The following is an 18,947-nucleotide window of genomic DNA, read 5'->3' as shown; positions in this document are numbered from 1 at the left end:
CGGTTGAAGACAGGGACTGTTTAAGCGTCGTATTCTTTTTCATGGACTCGCCCTCGCTGCCGTTGGCTTCTTAGACTGCCACCGTGGCGCATTGACGCCTCGGCGTGGGCGAGTCCATCCAATTACAGTTTTACAGGTGGTCTCAGGTATCGCGGTTCACCCGTTTTGGCATCATCCGCAACAACGTGTTATCGCCCACCACATAATGGTGATACAGCCCGGCAACAGCATGCAGGCCGATCAGCCAGTAGCCAATGGTGCCACCGAGCACATGCCAGCCTTCCAGTTGTTTGGCGAACGCCTTGTCTTCGGCCACCAGCAACGGCAAGTCGAAACCATAGAACATCACTTGATTGCCTTTGGCACTGGTGATCAGCCATCCGAGAATCGGCATGGCGATCATGAAAACATACAGCGCCCAATGCATCAGCCTGGCCAGCACCGTTTGCCAGCGCGGTGAGGCCGGAAAGATTTGCGGGGCCGGGCCGAGGCTGCGCGCGAACAATCGCAGCCAGACCAGAACGAATACGGTCAGGCCGAGCATGAAGTGTGATTCAACGATCAGCGTGCGGCCGCCACTGCCCTTGGGAAAAATCCCTCGAAGCTCGATACAGGCGTAAACCAGCACCAACAGGACCAGCATCAACCAATGCAGCGCAATCGATACGGTGCTGTAGCGCGAGGCGGAGTTTTTCCATGGCATACAGTGTTCCTCAGAGGTCCGGTTTAAAGCCACCGTTCTTGTTCGACGGTGTGCTTTAACTCTAAGCCCGTTTCACTGGGTTTGCCTGAGGCTATTGGTCGCGGGATGCTCTGATTCAGCTAATAGACAGGAAAAACGCACCGCCCCCTGTAGGAGCGGTGTTTTGTTGTGATCAACTCGACTGCGGCATCTCGCCATTGGCCAGACGCTTGTTGATGTCAGCGATCACTTCCGGCAAATCGGTGATGGTGTCGATCATGTAGTGCGGGCGCGAGCCTTCGAACATGGCGTGGATGCGCTTGCGTTCGCTGTCCAGTTTGTCACTGGCCAAGGCGCGATAACCTTCGTAGTCCAGACCCAACGCGTTGCCCGAGCAGATCAGTGCCACGGTCCACATCCCGGCACGACGGCCTTCAAGAATGCCTGGCACGGTGTCGTCGATCTTCACACAAGCGGCGACATCGTCGATGCCCAGGGCGATGACGTTGGCCAGCGCCTGGGCCGGCCATGGACGGCCGTTCGGCACTTCGTCGGTGGCGACCACGTGGTCGGCAACGTAGCCGTTGGTAGCGGCCAGTTCGACCACTTTGTCCATGACCTGCTTCGGGTAGCCGGAGCAGGAGCCGATCTTGATCCCTTGTTGGCGCAAGTTGGCGATGGTGTCCAAAGCCCCCGGGATCAGCGCCGAGTGTTCGGCGATTTTTTCAATCTGCAGCGGCATGAAACGCTGGTAGATGGCGGTGACGTCATCGTCGGTCGGCGTGCGGCCGAATACTTTGCGATAACGCTCGGCAACTTCCGGCTGATCGCACAGGGTGCGGATGTGATCCCACTTGCCCATGCCCATCGGGCCACGCGCTTCTTCGATGGACACCTGGACGTCGAACTCGGCGAAGGCTTCGACAAAAATCTGGGTTGGCGCGAAGGAACCGAAGTCGACGACGGTACCGGCCCAGTCGAGGATGGCGGCTTGCAGCTTGGTTGGGTTGGTGTAGTTCATGTCTGGAAATCCTTTGGCAACTGACTAATGGGGCTGCTTTTACTGTGGGAGCCAGCCTGCTGGCGATGAGTGCCTGACATTCAACGGATGTGTTGGCTGACAGTCCGCTATCGCGAGCAGGCTCGCTCCTACAGGGGGAATGTGGTGTGGGTTAGATTTCGAGCACTTCCATCTCGCGCAACACTTCAGCGATCGCGGCTACGGCTTCGCGCATTTCGGCCGGTTGGACGTAGCCGATGCAGCCGACGCGGAAGGTTTCGACCTGGGTCAGTTTGCCGGGGTAGAGGATGTAACCCTTGGCCTTGACCCGTTCGTAGAAATCCTTGAACGCGTAGCGCGGATCTTTCGGGGCGTGGAAGGTGGCGATGATCGGCGCCTGGATAGCGGCCGGCAGGAAACTGCGCAGGCCCAGTTTGCCCATCTCTTCCATCAATGCCTGGCAGTTGGCGGCGTAGCGCTTATGCCGGGCCGGCAAGCCGCCTTCTTCGTTGTATTGCAGAAGGGCTTCGTGCAGCGCGGCGACCACGTGGGTCGGCGGAGTGAAGCGCCATTGGCCGGTCTTGGCCATGTAGGTGTGCTGGTCGTAAAGGTCCATCGCCAGTGAGTGCGAGTTACCGGCGGCGCTGGCCAGGGATTCTTTGCGGGCGAAGACGAAGCCCATGCCCGGCACGCCTTCCAGGCATTTGCCTGATGCAGCGATCAGCGCGTCGAACGGGATGTGTTGCGCGTCCACCGGCAGGGCGCCGAAGGAACTCATCGCGTCGATGATCAGGCGTTTGCCGTGTTGTGCAATGACCTCGGCGATTTCCGGCAGCGGATTGAGGATGCCGGTGCTGGTTTCGCAGTGAATCAGCGCCACGTGAGTGATGTCGGCATCGGCGCGCAGCAGACGGTCGACGTCGGCGGCGGTGGTCGGTTCGTCTTCAGCGGTTTCAAAGGTGCTGAAGGTGCGGCCGAGCACTTCGCAGATTTTCGCCAGGCGCTTGCCGTAGGCGCCGTTGATCAGCACCAACACTTTGCCGTCGCGAGGCACCAGCGTGCCGATTGCCGCTTCGACCGCGAAAGTGCCGCTGCCTTGCAAAGGCACGCAGTGGTGGGTGGCGGCGCCGTTGATGATCGCCAGCAGTTGCTCGCACAGGCTGGCGGTCAGTTGATTGAAGCGGTCATCCCATGAACCCCAGTCAACCATCATTGCCTGACGGGTGCGGGCCGACGTGGTCAACGGGCCGGGGGTGAGCAGGATGGGGGCGGCAATACTCATTCTCGTGTCCTCGCATTCGATGGGATGAAGCTACGGGGCTTAAATTGCAATTTGCCGACTTATCAATCAAATTGTTTATTGTTATGCCAGCCATCAGTGAGAGTTATCCATGAACCTGTTCCAGCTCCGCGCCTTCGATGCGGTGGCCCGGGAGGGCAGCTTTACCCGGGCGGCCGCGCGGTTGTTCATCAGTCAGCCGGCAGTCACCGGGCACATCAAGGCTTTGGAAGAGCACTACCAGATCACCTTGTTGCGCCGCACCGCCCGACGGGTGGAGCTGACGGAGGAGGGCACCAAGCTCGCGGCGATCACCCGGGCGATGTTTGGCCTGGCTGAAGAAGCGCAAGTGATGCTGGAGGCCAACCGACAATTACTGACCGGACGCCTCGAAGTGGCGGCGGACGGTCCGCACATGGTCATGCCGATGCTGGCGAGCCTGCGGGCACGTTATCCGGGGATCACCGTGAACCTGCGCTTGGGCAACGCCCAGGAAACCCTGGCGGCGCTGTTGTCCGAGCATGCCGACGTGGCGGTGCTGACCGAAGTCGAGCCGCGCAAGGGCCTGCATTTGCAAGCGCTGAGCGAATCGCGGATTTGCGCGCTGGTGCCGCACACGCATCCTTGGGCGCAGAAGCCCAAAGGCGTGCAGCTCAAGGAACTGGATCAGGTGATCATGGTGTTGCGTGAACCGAGTTCGATTACCCGGCGCACCTTCGATGAGGCGTGCGCCCAGGCCAAGGTCAATCCACGGGTGTTGCTGGAACTGGACAGCCGCGAAGCGGTGACCGAGGCCGTGGCCGCCGAACTGGGGGTAGGGGTGGTGTCATCAGTGGAGGTCAGCCACGATCCACGGGTGACCGCGGTGCCGATCATTGGCGAGGGGCTGGTGAACCGGCACATGATGGGGTGCATGGAGCGAAGGAGGGATTTGCGGTTGATTCAGGCGTTTTTCGGGTTGGCGCCAGTCAGGTAGACCGAGTTGTCTGCAATCGCGGGCAAGCCCACACACAGGGATTTATTCTAGTTCGCCGATATTGTGTGCAACCCGATACCTGTGGGAGCGTGGCTTGCCCGCGATGGCGTCGGACCTGCCTACACCAGACTCTCGCGCACCATCTCCAGAAAAGTCGCCACCACCCGTCGTGAACTCTGCTCGCGCAAGCACACCAGGGTTTCCGTCAGCCTGCGTTTGCAATCCGTAATCGGCAACGCACATACCCGCGAATCCGCACCAAATTCGGCCGCCGACACTACGCCTACGCCAATCCCGACCACCACCGCCTCTCGCGCAGCTTCCCGCCCTTCGACCTGAATCGCCGGACGGATGCGAAACCCGGCGCCGGCCATTTCCTCTTCCAGCGTCTGGCGGGTCACGGAACCGATTTCACGCAGCACCAGTGGTGTGTCGTCGAGGTCAGCCAGGCAGATGGATTCACGATCGGCCCACGGATGATTGCGTGACACGAACGCCACCATCGGGTCGTTGCGCAGCGGCAGGGAGAGCAGGCGTTCATCGCTGACGTCACGGCCCAGCAATGCCAGATCAGCCTGATAGTTGAAGAGCCGGAACAATGACTCATCGGTATTGCCGGTTTCGATCTTCACGCTGATCCCGGGGTAGCGCTCACAGAACCGGGCAATCTGCGGCAGCACATGGACCGGTGCATCCACCGCCAGAATCAGGCTGCCGGTCTGCAAGGCCTGGGAATCCTGCAACAGTTCCTGGGCCTCGGCTTCGATGACGAACAGTTTCTGCGTCACGCCGAGCAGGCGCTCGCCCAGATCAGTCAGGCGCACCGATCGTTTGTTGCGGTGAAACAGCAACACGCCGTAGCGCTCTTCGAGTTTGCGCACCTGGTCGGAAATCGCCGGTTGCGTCAGGAACAGGCGTTCGGCGGCCTTGGTAAAGCTTCCATGCACTGCCACGGCGTGGAAAGCCTTGAGTTGGGCGTGGGACACCGACATGGAAATCTCCAGTAACAAGTTGAGCTTATATTTGAAATACGATAAATCGATTTCACTTATTAATCAGTAATTGTTTTTATCCACCTCAGCCCCGGTGACTGGTCAGTCGAACAGCAGCGGGAGCCATGAGCCTGTGCGTGCAACTACAGGACTCATCTGACCGGTATCCGCCGCAGGGACAGGGCGATATCGCAGTGCTCAACAATAAAAACACAGGCGTTTTCTTCCAAATTCTGCCGGCACACTCACACCCTGAGGTCAGAACCACAATGAACAAGCACATCGGCACCATCAAGCGTTGGCGCGTGCAGATCTTCGCGATCACCTGGCTCGCCTACGCCGCTTTCTACTTCACTCGCAAAGCTTTCTCTGTCGCCAAACTCGGCATTGGCGAAGACCCGACGTTCATGCTCGACAAAATGACCATGGCCAACCTCGATGCCATTTACCTGGCCGCCTACGCCGTGGGCCAGTTCGGTTGGGGCATCCTGGCCGACCGTTTTGGTCCGCGCGTCGTGGTGCTCGGTGGTTTGCTGATTTCCGCCGGTGCGGCGCTGGTAATGGGCAGTTTCGCGACCTTGCCGATTTTCGCCACCTGCATGCTGATACAAGGCCTGGCGCAGTCCACCGGATGGTCGGGACTGTGCAAAAACCTCGGCAGTTTCTTTCCCTCCGAGCAACGCGGGCGGGTATTGGGCCTGTGGAGTTCCTGCTATGCCTTTGGTGGTCTGGTGGCTTCGCCGTTTGCCGGCTGGTGGGCGTACACGCTCATCGGCAGCTGGCATGCGGCGTTCATTTCCAGTGCGGCGGTGGTTGGGCTGGTCGCCGTGCTGTTTTTTATTTTCCAACGCAACAAACCGGAAGACGTCGGCTTGCCGGCGGTGGAGCCGGAACCTGAGCTGACCGCCGAACAAGCTGACGCGCAAAGCAAAATCAGCATGTGGGAGCCTTTGAAGGAGATCCTGCGCAACCGCACCGTGCTGGTGCTGGGTTTGGCGTACTTCATGCTCAAACCGGCGCGCTACGCGATTCTGCTGTGGGGCCCGGTGATCGTTTTCGAACAGATGCCCTCAGTGGGCAAGGTCGGCGCGGCGATCATTCCGACTGCGTTTGAACTGGCCGGATTGCTCGGGCCGATCATGATCGGCCTGGCCTCGGACAAACTGTTCGGCGCCCGTCGCATGCCAGCCTGCGTGATCAGCCTGTTGGCATTGACCGTGTCCCTGGCGTTTTTCATGGGCGCCCTGCATACCGGCAGCGTGCTGCTGGTGGTGATACTGCTGTTCGTCATGGGCCTGACGCTCTACGGGCCAGACTCGATGATCAGCGGCGCGGCCGCCATTGACTTCGGCACTGCCAAGGCGGGTGCCACGGCGGCCGGTTTCGTCAACGGCTGCGGGTCGGTCGGGGCGATCCTCGGTGGATTGCTGCCGGGCTACTTCGACACCGTCACGGTGTTCATTGTCTTTGCCGGCTGCGCGATGTTCTCCGCACTCGTCTTGATCCCGCACTGGAACAGCCGCCCCGGTGGCCTGGGTACCCATTACGCCTACGTGCCCAACCGGGCAATGGCCATCAAACCCCTGCGAACCTGAATCCTGTCCCGCGCAGCCTGCTGCACTGGCGGCAGGCCGGCGTGTGGACGTCTGACTGGAGATGACCCATGAGACCCTTTTGGCTGGACCAGGCCTTGAAGGCTGATACATCCGAACCCTGCCCGCCACTGGAGGGCGACAGCCGCGCCGACGTCTGCATTGTCGGCGGTGGTTACACCGGGTTGTGGACCGCGATCATGCTCAAGGAACAGAACCCCGAGCTGGATGTGGTGCTGATCGAGGCAGATATCTGCGGTGCTGGCGCCAGTGGTCGCAATGGCGGCTGTGCGTTGTCGTGGTCGGCCAAGTACTTCACCCTTGAGCGGCTGTTCGGTGTTGAAGAGGCCGTGCGGCTGGTCAAGGAGTCCGAGCGCAGCATCCATGCCATCGGCGACTTCTGCGAGCACTACGCGGTGGATGCCGATTATCGCCTCGACGGTACGCTCTACACCGCCACCAACCGCGCGCAATGTGGCTCGACTGACGCGGTCATTGCGGCGCTGGAGCGCAATGGCATCAACTCGTTCACCCAGCGACCAGTGGCCGATGTGCAGCGCATGGCCGGTTCCAGCAAACACCTGGAAGGCTGGTTTTCCCCGGCAGCGGCCAGTGTGCAGCCGGGCAAACTGGTGCGCGGGTTACGCCGTGTCGCCCGGCAATTGGGTGTGAGGATTCACGAAAACACCGCGATGACCGGGCTGGAAGAAGGCAAGCCGGCGGGCATACAAACGCCGAACGGTACGATTCGCGCCGATCGGGTGGTGCTGGCGATGAACGCGTGGATGGCTCGCGCCTTCCCGCAGTTCGAGCGCAGCGTGGCGATCGTTTCCAGCGACATGCTGATCACCGAACCTCGGCCGGACCTGCTCAATGAGATCGGCTTGACCAGCGGCGTCACGGTGCTCGATTCGCGGATTTTCGTGCACTACTACCACAACACCCCGGACGGCCGGATCATGCTTGGCAAGGGCGGCAACACCTTCGCCTTTGGCGGGCGCATGCTGCCGGTATTCGATCAACCGTCGCCTTATGCCGGCTTGTTGCAGAGCAGTCTCGCGGATTTCTTCCCGGCGTTTGCCGACGTCAAGGTCGAGGCAACCTGGAACGGCCCGTCGGATCGATCGGTCACCGGGCTGCCGTTCTTCGGGCAGATGAGCGCCAGTGGCAACGTGTTCTACGGTTTTGGCTATTCCGGCAGCGGGGTCGGGCCGTGTCATATGGGCGGGCAGATTCTGGCGTCGATGGTCCTGGGCCTGGACAACGCCTGGACCCGTTCGCCACTGGTGAACGGACCGCTGGGCTTTTTTCCACCGGAGCCGATTCGCTACCTGGGGTCGTTGATGGTGCGCAACGCCATCCGCCGCAAGGAGCGCGCCGAAGACCACGGACGCCGCCCTCGTCACCTGGATGTGCGCCTGGCGAAGTTCGCGGCGGCAGCGGGCAAGGCCGACAAGGGCTGATATCAAAGCTCGAAATCCGAACGATTGACCAGCCAATCGAGCAGCAGGCGGCTGTCACCGACGGGTCTCGGATTGGGCGCAGGGCGCGGCGGTTCGAGTGGGGCCATGACCGCGCAGAGCACCGGTCGGTCCGGATCACTGTCGAGGAAACTGACCAGCACATCGCTGCCGGCCACGGGCAGTCGGCTCAGGTTGCCAGGGTCCTGCGCGCAGGCCAGTGCAACCGGCAGCCAAAGCCCGGCAGATTCGTCTGTATCCGTTTGCAGGGAAGACCAAATGTTGACCCGAATCCGCCCTTGTTCATCCCGGTCTGCCGGCTGCCCGATCGGGCCGCACACCCGGGCCGGCTGATAGCCCGGAATGTTGGGCCGGGGTTGCTTGAGTGCCGGCCGGAACGCGGTCGACCAGGGAATGGCAGTGAACCGGTTGTGGTACTCCAGCGTCACGCCCGGCGTGTTTTCGGCAAAAGGGGAGATCGGTTGCCCTTGATGCCACACCTCGGTGACCAGCCATTGATCATTGAAACTCGTCAGCGGATGTTCCGACACCTGCACAATCCGCGCACTGCGCAATGCACCCAGATGGCTCCGGCCCTCTATTTGTAGCTGTCGACAACGCAGCCGCTCCAGCTGTCGACGACTGAGCTGATCGCGGGCAGGACTGCGCAACGGTGGCATGGTGGGCGGCAGTGAGTGATTGGCGGCGCCATCGGTAACGTTTGCCGTACCTCGATTTCCAGGGACAGGGCGCGGCGGCGAGGGCCGCGACACATGGCGCTGAAACAGTTCAGTGATCATCGGCTCTTTCGTTTCATCGAACGCGTCGCTCTGGAACGTCGTCAACAATGCGTCCTGGGGGAAGCTCAGGCTGTCATCGGCCAGAACCAGCACGTGCCCGTCGCGCTGATGCTCGAAGTGGTAGTGGATACCTTCTTCTTCGCAGAGCCGTTGCAGCAGGTCCAGGTCTGTTTCCTCGTACTGAATGCAAAACGCTCGCACAGGGTACTGGCCGGTGGTCAGTTCGAAGCGATAGCTGTCGGCGGGCAGTTCATTTTCCTCCAGCAACCGGTGCAGGATCATGGGCACGCTCAAGTGCTGGAAAATGCGGCGGCGATGTTGATCCAGCGTTTTCAGGCGGGGGATCAGCTGCAGTTTGTAGGCGACCTGGAAGGTGCCACGGTATTCGAGACCGGTACTGCACAAAACGCCATGAACGCCCTGACCTGGGCCTAGCCCGAGGTAGGCCGGTTGATTCTGCAATCGCTCCAGGCTCAAGGCCGGAGCCAGGCCGATCACCTCGATCTCGAAACGATAGGGCTGGTTGAGCGCTTCATGACCACTGAACCGCACCACCTGAAAGTGCAAATCATCGTCGAGCAGGGACAAGGTGAAGGGACTTTGCGTGTCGTTATGCATCGAACTCGCTGCTGCCATGGAATACGGGTGAAGAGGGTACGAAACCGCAGCGCTTTGTGGTCATCGCAAATCGACTTTTCAGAATCGCCCTACAACCGCCGGTGAAGATGTCGATGCACGTCAGAATTTTTGGTCGATTGCCGACTTTAGGCCGTATAAACTTGCGCAAAGCGTCGGCCAATAGATGTCTCGGCGCCATCGACAAGAGAGTGAGTAATGGGCGCACAGTGGAAGGTTAAACACAAAGAAGCGGCAGCCAATGCCAAAGGCAAGATCTTCGGCAAACTGGTGAAGGAAATCACCATCGCTGCACGCAACGGTGCCGATACCACCACCAACGCACACCTGCGTCTGGTGGTCGAACAGGCCAAGAAAGCCTCAATGCCCAAGGAAACTCTGGATCGCGCCATCAAGAAAGGTGCGGGCCTGTTGGGCGAAACCGTGCAATACCATCGCGTGACCTATGAGGGATTCGCACCGCATCAAGTGCCGTTGATCGTTGAATGCGTCACCGACAACATCAACCGTACTGTGGCGGAAATTCGCGTGGCGTTCCGCAAGGGGCAATTGGGCGCTTCGGGCTCGGTGGCGTGGGACTTCAACCACGTGGGCATGATCGAAGCCTCGCCGGACACCCCGGACGCCGATCCGGAAATGGCCGCCATCGAAGCCGGTGCTCAGGATTTCGAGCCGGGTGAAGACGGTGCAACCCTGTTCCTGACCGAACCTACGGATCTGGACGCGGTACAGAAAGCCCTGCCGGAACAAGGCTTCACCGTGCTGTCGGCCAAACTGGGCTACCAGCCGAAAAACCCGGTCAGCGGCCTGAGCGATGAGCAGATGGCTGAAGTTGAAGCCTTTTTGGAAGGCCTCGATAACCATGACGACGTACAGGATATGTTTGTCGGGTTGGCGGGTTAAGTCTTTGTGTCAATGACGGTTCTGTTGCCTGGCAGGCCGTCATCGCGAGCAGGCTCGCTCCCACAGGGATTTGTGTAGATGACACAAAACCTGTGGGAGCGAGCCTGCTCGCGATTGACCGCGAAGCGGTCAGGTGGCATTCAACGCCTGGATAATTTCATTGAACCCAGGTCGAGTCAGCACTTGCGGCTGACAACATTGCTGCTGCAAGTCTTCCAGCACCTCTCGCTGCTCATAGCTCAACCCTGAGTCGATCCGCTCCAGCAATTCCCCCAGCAACACCCCGAACGCCCGCACTTCGATTCGCTGCAACGCCTGGCTTGCAAGGCTGTCATCCGTGGCGTGAAACGACGCTGCGCCAAAATCGCCTAGCAGGCAGTCACCGTGCTCATTCCACAAGATGTTGTGGCCGTAGAGATCGCCGTGGGTGATGCCATGCCGGTGCAGGTGCTCGGCGACCGATGCGATACCACAAGCGATACGCAGCGCCACCGCGGCGCTGAAACGCAGGTCGCCGGCATACACGTCACGGCTGCAGGACGCCAGGCTTGGCAGCCCGGCGAGGTTGCGGTAACTCGGCGCGATCAGTTGCATGACCAGCCCGGCCGTTTCCTGCGGGTGATCCACAATCCGGCCTTCGACGCGGATCAGGTTCGGGTGCAGACCGGCGGTAATGCACGCATTCATCTCATGCAGCGGTGAACCATCGCTGGTCATCTCACCTTTGTAGAGCTTGACCGCAACCGGCATCGCCGGCTGCTGGGTAGATTGCCAGAGGGCCTGATGGATGACCCCGGAGGCGCCTTCGCCCAGTTGTTGTTCCAGGCGCAACGTCGACCAGTCAATGCGCGGGGTGGCGTCGAGGGCGGCGGCATCGGCTTCGGTTTCCAGCGGGTTACCGGCATAGGCCAGCCACGTCAGGCTCGGCAGGGCCAGCAGCCATTGCGGTAATTCGGTCAACTGATTGGCGGCGATGCGGATCAGCTCCAGCCGATGACAATTGCACAACGACGCCGGCAACGCTTGCAAACGGTTTCCCGCGAGCATGAGCTTTTGCAGGTGCAGACATTCTCCCAACTCAACCGGCAGCGTTTCGACGCAATTGTCGGTGAGAATCAGCCAACGCAGCCGCGGCGGCAACGCAGTGCCGGGGACATGGGCAATGCGGTTGGCCTTGAAGCCGATCATTGTCAATTCGGCGCATTGGCCGAGGCAGGCCGGCAACTCGGTGAAGCGGTTATCGGAACAGAACAGCACGCGCAATCGAGTCAGGCGGTGCAAGTCTTCTGGCAGCGAGCTCAAGGCATTGCCGCTAAGGTTGAGCACCTCGAGCGAGTCCGCCAGCGCGAAAATTTCCTGTGGGAATTCGCTCAGGTCTTCGGCCAGATCCAGGCGTGTGATGCCCGACAGCTGGCCGGCGCGCAATTGTGCAAGGGTGTGCATGAACAGGTTCGCTATTGATCAAGGAGCAGGCACTTGGCCCGGGAATGGGCGACATGATAGCGGGAACGGCATGTTTCCTGTCAGGCCGGCTCCCTGACTTCCATCAGTTGCCCCAAACGACTGCGGGTACGCGCCAGATCAATGGCATCACCGCCCAGGCTGTCACGCAGCGATTGCTGACCCAACAAGACCAGGTGCTTGTCCTGGTCGTAAAGCACGTCGATCAGATTGATAAAGCGCTGTTGCGCGGCAATCGTGCATTCGCTCAGTGGTGGCAGGTCATCGATGACCCAGCTGTCGAAGCGTCGGCACAACTCCAGATAGTCCATCACCGCCGTGGGGCGGTCGCACAGGTCGGCGAAGGTGAAGCCGATACGCCGTCCTTCGCAGAACCGTGCCTGGAACTGCCGGGTGCCGACAGGCAGTGACACGGGCGGCGCGTCGCGTTCAGGCAGGTTCAGCGACAACCGTTGTGCGGCGCTGGCCGGCCAGACGTAATGACCTTGGGTGAAGAGCTGTTGCGCATGGGTGCGGGCCTGGCTGCGATAGTCGTGGGGGCCACCGACTTCCATGACCTGCATGCGAGTGTTGATCAGGTCGATCACCGGTTTGAAGCGTGCGTGATACAGCGGGTTGGGCAGCAGGCCTTCGGGCGGGTAATTGGAGGTGACCAGCAGCAGGATGCCGCGCTGGAACAGGGCCTTGAACAGCCGTGTGATGAGCATGGCATCGCCGATGTCATGCACATGGAACTCATCGAAACACAGCACCCGACAATCGCTCAGCAATTCATCCAGAGAAGTCGTCAATGCGTCGGGCTGCTCGCGATGGGTGAACATGCCCTGGTGCAGGCGAGCAAAAAAATCATGGAAGTGCAGGCGCTGTTTTTTCTCCAGGGGAGCGGCCTGGAAAAAACCGTCGAGCAACCAGCTTTTGCCGCGCCCCACGGCGCCATGCAAGTAAAGGCCGGGAAGGGCGCTCGTCGAGGGCCCCGACAACGCTGAGGCATACAAGGCCATGCAGTCGATCACACGCTGTTGGCTGTGGCTGAGCGTGTAGCCCTGGGAGTGCGCCTTGTGGCGGAAGTAGTCGTGGATGGCTTGACCGCTCGCAGCGCAGCCCGGCACCGATGCCTTGCCAAATAGGCGGCGCAACGCGGACCAGCGCGGTGTGAGTCGCGAACGTTTGGGTGGTCGAACGGCCACGTGATATCACCTTTATTGACTGGCGAGCTCCCCCGAGCTGCTGCGGCGTAGTGTAACCAGAGCCGGTTTTTGCTGCGATACGTTGATCCCTAGAATTGCGCGGTCTGTCTGAGCATCTGCGCTGCCGGTGTGTCCGCCGGGCTGACCATTGCGTAGTTGTAGCCACCTCCAGACCAATACTCGGCCTGCAAGCCGTTATCTCGACGACTGCCTCTTGGCAGCAGGAAGTTTTTCGGCCCCGGTGGCCGGACATAGAAACTGATTTTCTGTCCGCCCTGATTTTCATAAACCACCATCGCCGCCGGCCCTTGCTCGGTACTGAGCAATCGCCCACTGGCCGGCTTGAACCCCGCACCCGAGAGGTCAGGCAGGCGATTGGCCTGGGTGAAATAGCGGTCGAGCCAGCCTTGCATGTCACCGTCATCGCTGACCTTGTAGTCCGCCGGCAGGATGCCTTGCTGGGCAATCAGGCGATACGCCTGCAAGGCGTCGGTCATCGGTAGCGGTGCGGCGGCAAGCGTCATCTCGCGTGCTTGCCAGCCGCTGACGCCGCCCACGCTGATGGCGATGAACAACACCGCCGCGCTGGCCAGGTGACGGCGCGACTGGCGTTTCAGGCGTTGGCGAATCGCAACCGGATCGAGGTCCGGGTTGGCCGGTTGCTGCAAGGCGCCACCGAGGGCTGCGCGCAGTGCCTGGGCGTCTTGCTGCCAGGCACGGACCTGTGCGGCAACGTCCGGGTTGCTGGTGAGAAAAGTTTCTATCAGACGTCGGTCAGCGTCGCTGAGTTGATGGTCGACGTAAGCGTGAAGGTCACGCTCGTCAGGGGGCATGCTGATCATTTGAGTCTCCGCAGAGAAGGGCGGTTGATTTCGCCATCGCTGAGCTGGCGCAGGGCCTGTCGAGCCCGGGACAGGCGGGACATCACGGTGCCGATGGGAACGTCGAGAATCTCGGCGACTTCTTTGTAGCTCAGGCCTTCAACGGACACCCACAGCAGCAACGCGCGTTGCTCGGTGGGCAATTGATCGAAGGTGGTAAGGGTCGACTGGGCGATGACGGTGCGTTCCACCGAAGGCTGCGGGTCGTCACGCCCGGTGAAAAATTCGAGCATGCGCGCATACCTACGGGAACGTCGGTGCGCATCGAGAAATTGGCGATAGAGAATTGAAAACAGCCAGGCGCGCAAATCACCGTCGACACGTTTATCACCCCAACTCGACAGCGCACGCTCCAGGCTGGCCTGGACCAGGTCGTCGGCGCTGCTTGGGTTGCGCGTCAACGACACAGCAAATCGCCGCAATCGGGGAATGATTTCTCGCAGTTGTTCGTCGATATCGTTCATGTGGTTCTGGCTAGTCACTACGCTGTGGACTAGGAAGACGCCCGGTACGGGAGGTTATTCCACGCCTGGAAAAATAAACACCACACGTGGGAATAAACCGGTGTGCGGTTCGTCTGCTTGATTCTTCTCACTTGTGGCCGATGGCCCTGGAGTCTTTCATGGTAGATCGATCATCACCGCCAACGGGGCCGGACCGGCCACCGCTGAGTGCCGCGAGCCTGACACTGCGCCTGACCGGCATTGCCGTCGTCGTCGCTGTGCTGGCCGGGGCGTTTGCCTACGTCAATGGCACCTTCGACCCACAGCGCCTGACGCCGAAAAAGCTGATCAATGTGCTGGAAACCAACAACGGCGTGCACCCCGGTTTCCGTCGCAACCACTCCAAAGGCGTGTGCGTGATCGGGCACTTCGAAAGCAGCGGTGAGGCGCGCAGTTATTCAACCGCCCAGGTGTTCAATGAGGCACGGACCCCGGTGGTAGGGCGTTTTGCCCTGCCGGCGGGTAATCCTTATGCGCCGGACAACGCCGTGCCGATCCGCAGCCTGGCACTGCGCTTCACTCAGGCCAACGGCCAGCAATGGCGCACCGGGATGAACAGCATGCCGGTGTTCCCGGTGGGTACGCCGGAAGCGTTCTACCAGTTTCAACAGGCCCAGTCGCCCGATCCGGCGACCGGCAAACCGGACCCTAAAGCGGTGCCGGCGTTCTTCGGTTCGCACCCGGAATCCGCGCCGTTCCTGGCGTGGGTCAAGACCGCCAAACCGTCGGCAAGCTATGTGACGGAAACCTACAACAGCGTCAACGCGTTTTACCTGGTCAACGCCACCGGGCAGCACCAGGCCGTGCGCTGGAGCATGGTGCCGGTGGCGCAAGACGCGCCGGGTGCGATGGCATCCGAAGGTGGCGACTTTCTGGAAAAGGATCTGGTGCAGCGCATCGCCGCAGGACCCTTGCGCTGGCAACTGAATCTCACCCTGGCCAACCCGGGTGACCCGGTCGACGACGCCAGCAAGGCCTGGCCCACAGGGCGCAAAGTCTTGAACGCCGGGACCCTGGTCCTTGAGAGCACCCAGCCGCAACTCAGTGGCGAATGCCGTGACATCAACTACGACCCGCTGGTATTGCCTGCCGGGATCGAAGGGTCCGACGACCCGTTACTCGCCGCTCGTTCAGCCGGTTACGCCAATTCCTACCTGCGTCGCACCAGCGAAGTCAGTCAATTGCCCGCCGCCAAACAGGAGACCCGGCAATGAGCACTCAACCGAACCACTTCGCCCCGCTGGCGCGTCTGCTGCACTGGCTGATGGCGCTGATGATCATTGCCATGCTGTTTATCGGCGCCGGTATGGTCGCCTCGGTCTCTGAGCGACATGAATGGCTGATCCATCTGCACAAACCCTTGGGCATCGCCATCTTGCTGCTGGTGATCGTGCGGTTGGTGGTGCGCTTCTCCACCACGCAACCACCGCTGCCGGCGGACCTGCCGGGTTGGCAAGTGTTGGCGGCCAAGGCGTCGCATGTCTTGCTGTATGCCTTGATGTTGGTTTTGCCATTGCTTGGCTGGGCGATGATTTCGGCGTCGGGTGAGCCGGTGATGCTCAGTGGTTCGCTGCAGTTGCCATCCATTGTGTCGGCGAACGCGCAGGTGTTTGCATTCCTTCGCAAGGCGCACGGGTATCTGGCGTATTTGCTGTTTTTGACCGTATTGCTGCATCTGGCGGCGGCGTTGTTTCACGGTTGGGTGCGCCGCGATGATGTGCTGGACAGCATGTTGCGGGGCAGGGATCGCGGTTAGAAAACTGCGGAAATCCGTGGCGAGGGAGCAAGCTCCCTCGCCACAGTGTGTGCTCATTTTCCTGCGAAGTTGATCAACGCAGGGAGTCGACCATCTCCGCCACCGTCGTCAACACATCCTTGCCCAACTGCTTCGAACGCTTGCCTGACCACCCCGTCAGCACATTCGGCGCATCGTTGTTGTCCTTGAACGGCATTTCCAGGGTCAGCGACAAGCAGTCGTACTGCTGGCCAACGCTGTTGCAGGCCAAGGTCATGTTGGCTTCGCCCGGTTTGTCGAGGGTGTAGCCGTGGGCGGTCTGGAAGTCCTTGGTCAGGTGCTTCAGATGGCTGCGGAAGTGTTCTTCGAGTTTGGCGATGCGCGGTGTGTAACCGGGATTACCTTCGCAACCGGCGGTAAACACGTAAGGGATTTCTTCATCGCCATGGATGTCGAGAAACAGATCGACGCCGTACTTTTCCATCTGCTGCTGTACGAAAAAGACCTCCGGGCTGATTTCCTGGCTGGCGCTTTGCCAGGCGCGATTGAGGTCCTGGCCCATGGCGTTGGTGCGCAGGTGACCGTGGAAAGCGCCGTCCGGGTTCATGTTCGGCACCAGGTACACGTCGGCGCTGGCCAGCAGTTTGTTCAGGACCGGGTCGTCGCGCTTTTCCAGGCGCTCGATCACGCCTTCCATGAACCATTCGGCCATGTGCTCGCCCGGATGCTGCTGGGCGATGATCCACACCTTGCGCCGGCCTTCAGCGCCGGTGCCTTTGCGTAGCAACTGGATGTCACGCCCTTCGACGCTCTTGCCGGTCGCCAGCAGTTCGGTGCCGGCCTTGGTCAGCGCTTGCTCGATCAGCCAGTCGTGGCGGCCACGGCTGTAGGGTTCGAAGTAGGCAAACCAGGCGTGGGTGGCGGTAGCTTCGAGGCTGAAGCGCAGGCAATCGCCTTCGAAAATGGTCGGCACCCGGAACCAGTTGACGTGGTCGTAGGAAGCGACGGCCTGATAGCCATCCCAGGCTTTGTTATACGAGGATTTGCTGGCGTTGCTCAGGCGGAACCAGTGTTCCTGACCGACATGCAGGCCGCTGGCCTTGAAGTGGAACCACTGGAAATGCGGGCTGCGGGTATCGGGCTTGATGGCCAACAATGCTTGCAATGGATTGCTGATATCCAGGACTTCAATATTGCCACTGTCGAAGTTGGCACTGATATCGAAAGAGGATTTCGCCACGGTCATAATCGTTTCCTGAATATGATTTTTATCGCAGCTACTTTACACGCAAGACAGGGGTGAAACCGAGGGAAATTGCGGGGTGCGAGGGGGGCGTCCTCCATGACGCGGACGCAGCTTAGAGACTGTGCGATTGATTCTCAAGTGCTATTTCTATTTTAATTTTAGCTAATGAAGGCGGGCTTCTCTTGCCAGCTGATGCTCTTTTGATATTATCCGCGCCATCAAATTGGCAGTGCCCAAAAAGACTTCATTAGCCTGAAGCCAAAGCCAGAAAAACTGGCAAAAAAAGACCCGGCAAAAAGCCGGGTCAAAAACCGTGATTAGCCTGATGAGGAGATAGTCCAGGAGACCGACCTAAGGTCCCTGGCCCATCGACTGATCTCGCGACCAGTTGTTGCAATAATAATCATTCTCGTTTGCAAGTCAAACTTTTTTATCTATTCGATTGGAAAATTCTTTTCCGTCCTCCCTTTTTGCATCCCGAATTCAACCTCTTTGATGCCCTTCCAGCGAGCGATCCACCATCGCCTTGGCCATGTCGATCATATGCACCGTCGAAAACGCCAGGTCCCGGTTTGCTCCTTGCAAATGACTGGCTGACTCGAACGCCGTCGCGGCGGCGCATCGCAACAGGTCCGAGGCATGGACCAGTGCCTCCTCACTGCTGACATTGCGGTTTACATCAAAGAATCGCGATTCGTTCATGTCCTCTGAAACAGTCGGTTTCAAGTAATAGTCCAGCGCACGCTGTGCAGCGGCGGAACCCTGCGGCGAGGTGAGGGACGTGTCCATTTGCATGTCGGGCAGGTCGTTGGCGGGTTGGTTCATGGCGATAGCAAGCTCCGTGATTGATTCAGATCCGTGAATCCATCCTAGTACGATTTGTATTTGTGACGATCAATTAAATACTACAATGTGTGTTTTGATGGCCGGAGTCGCCCACGTATCGTGCCGCACATGGATAAATGGATCGAATTGGTCAAGGCCAAGATGAGTGAACTCAAGATCACTCAGGAAATACTCGCCGAACGTCTCGGAATGTCCCAGGGTGGCATAGGTCACTGGCTCAACAAGCGCCGCGAGCCTGGCATCGATGACATGAATCGCGTGTTGCATGCGCTCGGCCTGGGGTTCCTCGAAGTGGCCCTGGTGATCCGCGAGCCGCAGGCGTCTCAGGACGACGAGCTTTCGCTGACGCACAAGTACAACCCGTACTTCCGCTACCCCGTCAGTGACTGGCGCGAACCTGTCGAAGCACGCGATGGCGAGTTGGCGGTGTATGGCAAGGCGCAGTTCGAATTGACCGACTATCACGCCCGGGGCGCGGCATTCTGGTTGAAGGTGGTGGGTGACGCAATGACCGCTCCCAACGGCGTCAGCATCCCGGAAGGCATGCTGATCCTGGTGGATCCGGACGTAGAGGCGGAGCCCGGCAAACTGGTCATTGCCCAATGGCCTGGCAGTGCCGAAGCGACGTTTCGCAAGTTGATCGAGGAGGGCGGGCAGCGTTATCTGGTTCCGCTCAATCCGACCTATCCGAAAGCCCTTTACTCAGAAGAATGCCGAATCATCGGCGTGGTGGTTCAGGCAACCACCAGGTTCTAGTCAGATCGGTCC

At 60.1% G+C, this 18,947-nt stretch carries 18 protein-coding genes; 7 read left to right on the top strand and 11 right to left on the bottom strand.

Translation table 11 applies throughout. From position 1 onward, the window contains the following. Nucleotides 1-142 precede the first annotated feature (142 nt). The 3 genes from CKW15_RS03915 to CKW15_RS03905 form a co-directional block, all read right to left on the bottom strand. A complete protein-coding gene (locus CKW15_RS03915) occupies nucleotides 143-703 on the bottom strand; it encodes a cytochrome b (RefSeq protein WP_095060994.1) in 561 nt (186 codons plus the stop codon). A 172-nt stretch (nucleotides 704-875) separates the two neighbouring features. After that, the gene (gene phnX, locus CKW15_RS03910) at nucleotides 876-1,703 is read right to left on the bottom strand and encodes a phosphonoacetaldehyde hydrolase (RefSeq protein WP_095151648.1); all 828 of its coding nucleotides are present in this window, start codon (nucleotides 1,701-1,703) and stop codon (nucleotides 876-878) included. A gap of 151 nt (nucleotides 1,704-1,854) precedes the next feature. Further along, nucleotides 1,855-2,964, bottom strand: coding sequence for a 2-aminoethylphosphonate--pyruvate transaminase (locus CKW15_RS03905; RefSeq protein ID WP_095151647.1), 1,110 nt, complete (start codon nucleotides 2,962-2,964; stop codon nucleotides 1,855-1,857). A gap of 109 nt (nucleotides 2,965-3,073) precedes the next feature. Between CKW15_RS03905 and CKW15_RS03900 the strand changes: the two genes are divergently transcribed. Continuing rightward, nucleotides 3,074-3,937, top strand: coding sequence for a LysR substrate-binding domain-containing protein (locus tag CKW15_RS03900; RefSeq protein ID WP_095151646.1), 864 nt, complete (start codon nucleotides 3,074-3,076; stop codon nucleotides 3,935-3,937). A gap of 119 nt (nucleotides 3,938-4,056) precedes the next feature. Here the strand turns inward: CKW15_RS03900 and CKW15_RS03895 are convergent, their stop codons facing one another. Beyond that, nucleotides 4,057-4,929: a LysR family transcriptional regulator gene (locus CKW15_RS03895; RefSeq protein ID WP_095151645.1), complete on the bottom strand. Its 873-nt coding sequence runs from the start codon at nucleotides 4,927-4,929 to the stop codon at nucleotides 4,057-4,059. 269 nt (nucleotides 4,930-5,198) lie between these two features. Between CKW15_RS03895 and CKW15_RS03890 the strand changes: the two genes are divergently transcribed. Continuing rightward, entirely contained in the window at nucleotides 5,199-6,524 is a 1,326-nt protein-coding gene (locus CKW15_RS03890; RefSeq protein WP_095151644.1) for an MFS transporter, read from the top strand. A gap of 68 nt (nucleotides 6,525-6,592) precedes the next feature. Further along, a complete protein-coding gene (locus CKW15_RS03885) occupies nucleotides 6,593-7,984 on the top strand; it encodes an FAD-dependent oxidoreductase (RefSeq protein ID WP_095151643.1) in 1,392 nt (463 codons plus the stop codon). Between the two features lie 2 nt (nucleotides 7,985-7,986). On the opposite strand, the gene CKW15_RS03880 is transcribed toward CKW15_RS03885, so the two are convergent. Continuing rightward, nucleotides 7,987-9,399, bottom strand: coding sequence for a type VI secretion system Vgr family protein (locus CKW15_RS03880; RefSeq protein WP_095151642.1), 1,413 nt, complete (start codon nucleotides 9,397-9,399; stop codon nucleotides 7,987-7,989). Between the two features lie 216 nt (nucleotides 9,400-9,615). On the opposite strand from CKW15_RS03880, the gene CKW15_RS03875 reads away from it, so the two are divergent. Further along, nucleotides 9,616-10,320, top strand: a complete 705-nt coding sequence (locus tag CKW15_RS03875) for a YebC/PmpR family DNA-binding transcriptional regulator (RefSeq protein WP_053161495.1) — start codon at nucleotides 9,616-9,618, stop codon at nucleotides 10,318-10,320. A 129-nt stretch (nucleotides 10,321-10,449) separates the two neighbouring features. On the opposite strand, the gene CKW15_RS03870 is transcribed toward CKW15_RS03875, so the two are convergent. The 4 genes from CKW15_RS03870 to CKW15_RS03855 all read right to left on the bottom strand — a co-directional run bounded on the left by CKW15_RS03870 (nucleotide 10,450) and on the right by CKW15_RS03855 (nucleotide 14,313). Further along, nucleotides 10,450-11,763, bottom strand: a complete 1,314-nt coding sequence (locus tag CKW15_RS03870) for a leucine-rich repeat-containing protein kinase family protein (RefSeq protein WP_095151641.1) — start codon at nucleotides 11,761-11,763, stop codon at nucleotides 10,450-10,452. Between the two features lie 80 nt (nucleotides 11,764-11,843). Further along, nucleotides 11,844-12,968 (bottom strand): cell division protein ZapE, encoded by a 1,125-nt coding sequence (gene zapE / locus CKW15_RS03865; RefSeq protein WP_095151640.1) that lies wholly within the window; start codon nucleotides 12,966-12,968, stop codon nucleotides 11,844-11,846. An 89-nt stretch (nucleotides 12,969-13,057) separates the two neighbouring features. After that, entirely contained in the window at nucleotides 13,058-13,810 is a 753-nt protein-coding gene (locus CKW15_RS03860; protein ID WP_095151639.1) for an anti-sigma factor, read from the bottom strand. After that, entirely contained in the window at nucleotides 13,807-14,313 is a 507-nt protein-coding gene (locus CKW15_RS03855; RefSeq protein ID WP_095059587.1) for a sigma-70 family RNA polymerase sigma factor, read from the bottom strand. Before CKW15_RS03855 ends, CKW15_RS03860 begins: the two co-directional genes overlap by 4 nt. 158 nt (nucleotides 14,314-14,471) lie before the next feature. Between CKW15_RS03855 and CKW15_RS03850 the strand changes: the two genes are divergently transcribed. After that, nucleotides 14,472-15,566, top strand: coding sequence for a catalase family peroxidase (locus CKW15_RS03850; RefSeq protein WP_095151638.1), 1,095 nt, complete (start codon nucleotides 14,472-14,474; stop codon nucleotides 15,564-15,566). After that, nucleotides 15,563-16,108, top strand: coding sequence for a cytochrome b (locus CKW15_RS03845; protein ID WP_095059585.1), 546 nt, complete (start codon nucleotides 15,563-15,565; stop codon nucleotides 16,106-16,108). The genes CKW15_RS03850 and CKW15_RS03845 overlap by 4 nt, the downstream gene beginning before the upstream one ends. A gap of 73 nt (nucleotides 16,109-16,181) precedes the next feature. Here CKW15_RS03845 and CKW15_RS03840 read toward each other — a convergent pair whose 3' ends face one another. Next, nucleotides 16,182-17,333, bottom strand: a complete 1,152-nt coding sequence (locus CKW15_RS03840; protein WP_095151637.1) for a M14-type cytosolic carboxypeptidase — start codon at nucleotides 17,331-17,333, stop codon at nucleotides 16,182-16,184. 483 nt (nucleotides 17,334-17,816) lie between these two features. Then, on the bottom strand, nucleotides 17,817-18,158 hold the full coding sequence (locus CKW15_RS03835) for a DUF6124 family protein (protein ID WP_095059583.1): 342 nt from the start codon (nucleotides 18,156-18,158) through the stop codon (nucleotides 17,817-17,819). A gap of 129 nt (nucleotides 18,159-18,287) precedes the next feature. Here CKW15_RS03835 and CKW15_RS03830 point away from each other — a divergent pair, with 129 nt between their 5' ends. Continuing rightward, complete coding sequence (locus CKW15_RS03830) at nucleotides 18,288-18,935, top strand: LexA family transcriptional regulator (protein ID WP_095151636.1); 648 nt, start codon at nucleotides 18,288-18,290, stop codon at nucleotides 18,933-18,935. The last annotated feature ends 12 nt before the right edge of the window (nucleotides 18,936-18,947 follow it).

Source organism: Pseudomonas sp. Irchel s3b5 (assembly GCF_900187435.1).
Taxonomy (GTDB): Bacteria; Pseudomonadota; Gammaproteobacteria; order Pseudomonadales; family Pseudomonadaceae; genus Aquipseudomonas.
Note: the sequence above shows the minus strand (reverse complement) of the source record. Positions and strands in the feature narration are given on the sequence as shown.